The organism is Kitasatospora sp. NPDC007106 (assembly GCF_040634455.1).
Taxonomy (GTDB): domain Bacteria; phylum Actinomycetota; class Actinomycetes; order Streptomycetales; family Streptomycetaceae; genus Kitasatospora; species Kitasatospora arboriphila.
The window spans coordinates 1-5,584 of sequence record NZ_JBEYFP010000392.1 but is presented as its reverse complement, the minus strand read 5'-3'; the positions used below and the strand labels follow the sequence as shown (position 1 = coordinate 5,584).

Annotated in this window: 8 protein-coding genes and 1 pseudogene; 5 read left to right on the top strand and 4 right to left on the bottom strand. The window is 75.8% G+C overall.

The annotated features are described in order from the left end of the window. On the top strand, positions 1-299 hold a 299-nt coding region (locus ABZ641_RS24320; protein ID WP_359984867.1), incomplete at its 5' end, for a sortase. Between the two features lie 176 nt (positions 300-475). Here ABZ641_RS24320 and ABZ641_RS24315 read toward each other — a convergent pair. Both ABZ641_RS24315 and ABZ641_RS24310 read right to left on the bottom strand, forming a co-directional pair. Then, positions 476-1,129 carry a VanZ family protein gene (locus ABZ641_RS24315; RefSeq protein WP_359984864.1) on the bottom strand — a complete coding sequence of 218 codons (654 nt, stop codon included), beginning with the start codon at positions 1,127-1,129 and terminating at the stop codon, positions 476-478. Between the two features lie 116 nt (positions 1,130-1,245). Continuing rightward, positions 1,246-1,722, bottom strand: a complete 477-nt coding sequence (locus ABZ641_RS24310; RefSeq protein ID WP_359984861.1) for a hypothetical protein — start codon at positions 1,720-1,722, stop codon at positions 1,246-1,248. A 27-nt stretch (positions 1,723-1,749) separates the two neighbouring features. Between ABZ641_RS24310 and ABZ641_RS24305 the strand changes: the two genes are divergently transcribed. Continuing rightward, complete coding sequence (locus tag ABZ641_RS24305; protein WP_359984859.1) at positions 1,750-1,938, top strand: VOC family protein; 189 nt, start codon at positions 1,750-1,752, stop codon at positions 1,936-1,938. A gap of 80 nt (positions 1,939-2,018) precedes the next feature. Continuing rightward, complete coding sequence (locus ABZ641_RS24300; protein ID WP_359984856.1) at positions 2,019-2,426, top strand: hypothetical protein; 408 nt, start codon at positions 2,019-2,021, stop codon at positions 2,424-2,426. A gap of 18 nt (positions 2,427-2,444) precedes the next feature. On the opposite strand, the gene ABZ641_RS24295 is transcribed toward ABZ641_RS24300, so the two are convergent. After that, the gene (locus ABZ641_RS24295) at positions 2,445-2,987 is read right to left on the bottom strand and encodes a GNAT family protein (protein WP_344628369.1); all 543 of its coding nucleotides are present in this window, start codon (positions 2,985-2,987) and stop codon (positions 2,445-2,447) included. Between the two features lie 165 nt (positions 2,988-3,152). On the opposite strand from ABZ641_RS24295, the gene ABZ641_RS24290 reads away from it, so the two are divergent. Beyond that, positions 3,153-3,707 carry an NUDIX hydrolase gene (locus tag ABZ641_RS24290; protein ID WP_359984854.1) on the top strand — a complete coding sequence of 185 codons (555 nt, stop codon included), beginning with the start codon at positions 3,153-3,155 and terminating at the stop codon, positions 3,705-3,707. Positions 3,708-3,718: 11 nt separating this feature from the next. Here ABZ641_RS24290 and ABZ641_RS24285 read toward each other — a convergent pair whose 3' ends face one another. Further along, positions 3,719-4,708 (bottom strand): hypothetical protein, encoded by a 990-nt coding sequence (locus ABZ641_RS24285; RefSeq protein ID WP_359984851.1) that lies wholly within the window; start codon positions 4,706-4,708, stop codon positions 3,719-3,721. Positions 4,709-4,999: 291 nt separating this feature from the next. Between ABZ641_RS24285 and ABZ641_RS24280 the strand changes: the two are divergent. After that, a pseudogene (locus tag ABZ641_RS24280) lies at positions 5,000-5,584 on the top strand (hypothetical protein); the annotation flags it as partial.

Below are 5,584 nucleotides of genomic sequence, written 5' to 3'. Positions count from 1 at the left end.
CCGCCGTCCTGGCCGGCCACGTGGACACCCGTACCGGCCCCGCCGTCTTCTTCCGGCTCGGCGCCCTCACCAAGGGCAGGACCGTCGAGGTCGAGCGGGCCGACGGCCGCACCGCGGTGTTCACCGTCGACGCCGTCGAGGTCTACGACAAGAAGTCCTTCCCCGACGCGAAGGTGTACGGCAACACCTCCGGGCTGCCCGAGCTCCGGCTGATCACCTGCGGCGGCGGCTTCACCAAGCGCACCGGCTACCTCGGCAACGTCGTCGTCTACGCCACCCTCTCCGCCGTCGAGGGGTGACCCGGACCGGCCGGGAAGCGCTCCCCCTTTCGCCTGCTGAGACGGTCCAGCGGAGCGGGGAGCACCTGTGCCAGAGTCGGCGCCGGGCGGCCTGGGCCCGGGGCCAGGTCATGGTTGGGCCACAGGCCGCCCGCATCCTCAGATGCCTCCGCGGACACGACCGGCCCTGCCCGCAGTCATCCCGCACGGGGCCGGTCGGCCGCGCGCGGGGCGCGGTGCAGCGCCCGGCCGATCCGGCGGCCCGCCACCAGGTGGACCAGCACCGCGCCCGCGGTGTTGAGCAGCACGTCGTCGATGTCGAAGGCCCGGCCCGGCACCAGCACGGCCTGTGCGCACTCCACCAGCACCATCGTCACCGCGGTCAGCAGTGTGACCCGAAGCAGTCCGCCGACCCGCCGCGACAGCAACGGCAGCAGGATCCCGAACGGCGCCCCGAGCAGCAGGTTCCCGCCGACCTGCTTGACCGCCTCGCGGACGGCGGGCCGGTCGAGGTACAGCTCCAGGGTGGATCCGGGCCTGAGGTTGGCGTGGACGAGGCCGCGCGACCCCGGTTGCGGAACGAGCGTGGCCCGGGCGAGCACCACCGCGAACAGCACGGTCGCCGCCAGGGCGACCAGGAGCACCAGCAGCCGTACCAGCGCGGGCACCACGCCGGGTCGGTGCAGGAACGGCAGCGGCCGCTGCGGTTCCCGCGGTCGCCGCTTCCCGGTACGGCGCGCTGCCGTGCCCTCCGCCCGCAACCGCACCACCACCGCGGCGGCCGGGCCGCCGCCCGGACTCCCGCCCGAACCGGTCGTGCCGCTGCCCGTCACCGTGCGTCTCAAGACCATCGCCCCGCCCTCCCCGGATCCCGCGCGCCGGTGTCCCGGCCGGTCTGCGTGTAACCCGTGACGGCGATTCGACACCCCGTCAGTGGACGACCGCGTCGGTGCACGGCACGACCGCGTCAGTGCACGACGACCGCGGCCGTGCCGTGCAGGACCAGCCCCCGCACCCGGGCGGCCTCCAGGCTGCGGCCGAAGGCCTCCGCCTGCTGCATCGGGTCGAGGCCCATCAGTCCGGGCGGCCAGGTGCCGGGCGGGACGACGAGGACCAGCACCCCGGGCGGTTCCGCCGCCGCGGCCAGCCACACCGGGGACGCCTGCACCGGGGGGTGCGGCTCCCAGACCCCGCGGCCGCCGACCATCACCAGCCGTTCGAACCAGCCGTCGCTGACCTCCACCACGCCGGTGGTGGCCGGCGGGTCGCCGGCGGCGAGGACGAACCCGCTGTCCATCGCGTCCGCGACGAGTTCGCCGTACCAGTCCTGCCCGACCTCGACGATCGCCTCCGCCGCCGACCTGCCGTCCGGCCCCTCGCGCACCGCCAGCGCCCACACCATCGGCGCGGCCCGTCGCCCACCACCACTCGGATCATCCGCCACACCCTCCCAACGAGCCAGAACCGGAAAGTGCACACCCCGGCCACCGAACGGCCGCACCTGGACTTCCGTCCCGACGACCGGGCGGCCGAGGTCGAGCGGCTGCTCGCCCTCGGCGCCCGCCGGGCCGACGTCGGCCCGGACGGGGCACCCCGGGTCGTGCTCGCAGACCCGGAAGGCAATGAGTTCTGCGTCCTCGCCCGACGAAGCGGCCCTTGAACGGGACCCCGCACACGGGAGACCTGCCCCGGCCCGCCGGACGGCTCCGGGCCCGTGCGGCGGGCCGTTAGGCTCGGCCCATGGCACGCAGTGAGAGGAAGCCGCGGCGGATGGTCGTCGGCGAGGAGGTCTTCCTGTGGTCGGTCGGGCACGACCACGCGTCCGACGACGGCGAGGGGGACGGCCGGCGCTGCCGCAACCTGCTGACGGTGCGCCGGCCGGGGGTCAACGGCCGGCTGTTGCTGGTGTTCGCCGAGGGGCCGGGCCGGATGGTGTCGGACGGATTCCTGCCGTCCGGCGCGGTGACGACCGCGGGCGGCCCGGTGCTCAACCTCCACGAACCGGGCACGGCCCGGGCCTTCCTCGACGCGGCGCTGGCCGCGGGGGCGCAGCTGCCGGACCGCACGACCTGTGCGGTGGACGGCTGGGCGTTCTTCGACGCGGTGGCGGACCTGCGCGCGGTGGCCGCCGGCGGGGTCGACGCCTGAGCAGCCGGTGGCGCCTCGTCAGCTCCCGGTGTCGGGCTTCCAGTCCCGGGCGAGGAGCCCGAGCAGCACCTCGTCCAGGAACTCGCCCATGACCCAGGCCGAGGAGCGCAGCACGCCCTCGCGGACGAAGCCGTTGCGCTCGGCGGAGCCGATCATCGCGAAGTTGTCCGCCAGCGTCTCGATCTGTATCCGCTGCAGGCCGCGCACCACGAAGCCGTAGTGGCACAGCACCGCGACCACGTCGGTGCCGTAGCCCTTGCCGCGGGCGGTGGGCAGCAGCCCGAGTCCGATGTGCGCGGACCGGTTGTGGGTGTCGATGCCCCACAGCGCCGCGGTGCCGACCAGCGTGCCGCCGTCGAGTTCCACCACGGAGAACGGGACCCGGCTCGGCTCGGTGTCGTCCACCGCGAGCCGCGGGTCCTTCGAGCCGGGCGGGATCGGCCGCCACGGGCTGCCCTCCGCCCGCGAGCCGTTCACCACGTCGTCGTAGAGGCCGGTCCGCAGGATCGGGATGTCGTCCTCGTGCCGGGCCCTCAGCCCGACCTTGCTGCCTGTAAGCATGCGAGCTTCCTACCCGGCCGGGCCGTGCGGCGGCAACCGGTTATGCAGTCGCGGCGGCGGCGCCGGCGGACGAGGGCGCGCCGGGAGTTTCCGCGCCCTCCCTCCGGCGGGCACGGGAGCCGCGTAGCGTCGGCGGGAGGAGCGGGCTGGCGACGGGGAGGCACGGTGGACGGGACGCTGGGCGGATGGCGCAGGACGGGCCGGGAGGTGCTGCACACCGGGCCGTTCGTCCGGCTGGTCGCGGACACCGTGCAGGGGCCGTACGCACCGCCGTTCCGCTACGAGCACGTCGAGGTCGCGGACGCGGTGCGGACGGTGGCGCTCGACGGCGACCGGCGGCTGCTGCTGGTCGAGGACGACTTCTACCTGACCGGTCGCCGGATGCCGCACCTGCCCGGCGGAGGCGTGGAGTCGGGCGAGGCGCCGGAGGCCGCGGCCCGGCGCGAGTTGGAGGAGGAGACGGGGCTGCGGGCCGCCGGGTGGCGGCCGCTGGGGGCGATCCATCCGCTGCCGTCGAGCACGTCCGCGGTCACCCATCTGTTCCTGGCGACGGGCCTGTCGGCGGGGACGATGGCGCGGGACTCGACGGAGGCCGGGATGACGGTGCACCGCTGCACGCTGGAGGAGGCGCTCGCCCGGGTGACCTCCGGGGAGATCACCGAGGCGGGCAGTGTGGCGGCGATCCTGCTGGCCGCCCGTACGGAGGCCGCCGGCGCCTGACCCCCGGGCCGTCAGGGCCCGGGGCGGTGTGCCAGCAGGACGAGTTCGCGGTCGTGGGCGGCGAGGAGGCGCCGGCCGGGCAGCAGGGCGAGCGCGGCCGTCCTGCCGGGGAGCCGCAGGTCGGGAGCGGGCGGAGTACGGGTCGTCGGGTCGGTGAGCCGTACCGTCCCGTCGTCGCCGCCGGAGGCCAGCACGGGCCGGCCGGCCCACTCCCCCGCGGCGAGTGCCCCGAACATGCCGTGGTGCGGGGCGGGAGCGGGGGCGAGTTCCGCACCCGAGCGGACGTCGTGGAGGCGGAGCGTGCCGCGCCAGTCGCCGGTCGCCACGACGGCCCGGCCGTGGACGGCGGTGAGGGCGAGGGCGTTCACCGCCGAGGTGGTGGCGGCCGGGAGGCCGGCCAGCCGGCGGCCGTCCGTCAGGTCGTGGACGAGGACGTCGCGGTCCCAGCTCTGGTCGACGTCCATGCCGCTGGAGGTCGCGGCGAGGGGCCGTCCGTCGACCACGGCCGCCGCGACGGCGTGCACGGCGTGGTCGTGTCCGGTGAGGACGGGGCCGAGCGCGCACTGCCCGGCCAGGTCCCAGAGCCGGGTGCCGCCGTCCTCGTGGCCGGTGACGGCGACCGGGTTGCCGCCCGGGTGGCAGACCGCCACGGAGACGGCGTCGTCCACCGGGAGGTGCCACAGGCAGGCGCCGGTCTCCGGGTCGCGGACGAAGCGCGGGTCGTAGTCGCCCACGGTCAGCACGACCGGTCGTCCGCCGACCACGGCCGTGGCGAGGCCGGTGAACCGGCCGGTCCCGAAGGCGCCGAGCAGCCGCCCGTCCGCCACGTCCCACCACCGGACGCTGCCGTCCTGGCCCGAACTCGCCGCCACCGCTCGGCCGTCGACGACCGCGGTGGCCACGGCGTTCACCGGTCCCCCGTGCCCGCCGCCGACGGCCTGTCGCACCGTGCCGACACCGTCCCCCACCGGGCCGGTGGCCCACTCCGCCACCCATGCCATCGAGTCCCCCTTCCGTCGCGGTCGGTCCATGATCCCCCGGCCGGCCGACGGGACGGCGCGCACCGGACCTGCCGTTGTCCGAACGGTCCGCCGATCCGCTGCTCCCGGGCACCGGCCGACCGGCCCACCCCTGGTCGATCACCCGACCGCGGCACCGCGGTGCCGTGCGGATCACCAGTGGCCCGCCCTCGACGGCGGGCCGGAGGATGGCAGCGCCTCACGGACGTGAGGCCTGATCAGATCCGTACCACCGGGCCGCCGCAGCGCGCCGGCCCCGGAAGGGAAGTGCCGATGGGCAGGGGATTCCTGCGCCGTACCGCTGCGGGCAAGGCTCTGGCGGCGGCTGCCGTCCTCGCCGTGCTGCTGCCGGCGACGGCGTCCGCGAACACGGTCGCCGCGACCGTGAAGACCCCGGGCGCGGCCTCGGGGCCCGCCGCGACCTTCTCCGAGATCTCCACGCACGCCGACTGTGCGGCCGGGCCGGTGTCCGGCGGCGGCATCGACCAGGCGATCGGGACGGGGACGTCCTCCAACGGCAACCACGTCAACGGCACCGGTCCGAGCCCCGACGGCAGCACCGAGTACACCGGCTCGACCGGGGTCGTCGGCACCGACGACACGCACTGGCTGGCGATCGGCGGCAGCGGCGGCGCGGTCAACGGCTCGTTCTCCTCGACGCCTTACGCGGTCTGCCTCGGCAGCAGCCTGATCGACCACACCCAGGTGGTGATGAACAAGACGGCCGGGCCGAGCGGCGCCGCCGTGGTCGGCCTGGTGGTGGCGACCTGCCCGGCGAACACCCGGCTGCTCGGCGGCGGCGCCCGGACGACCCCGGCGAGCGTCGGCAGCCTCAAGCCGATCGCGGGCTACCCCACC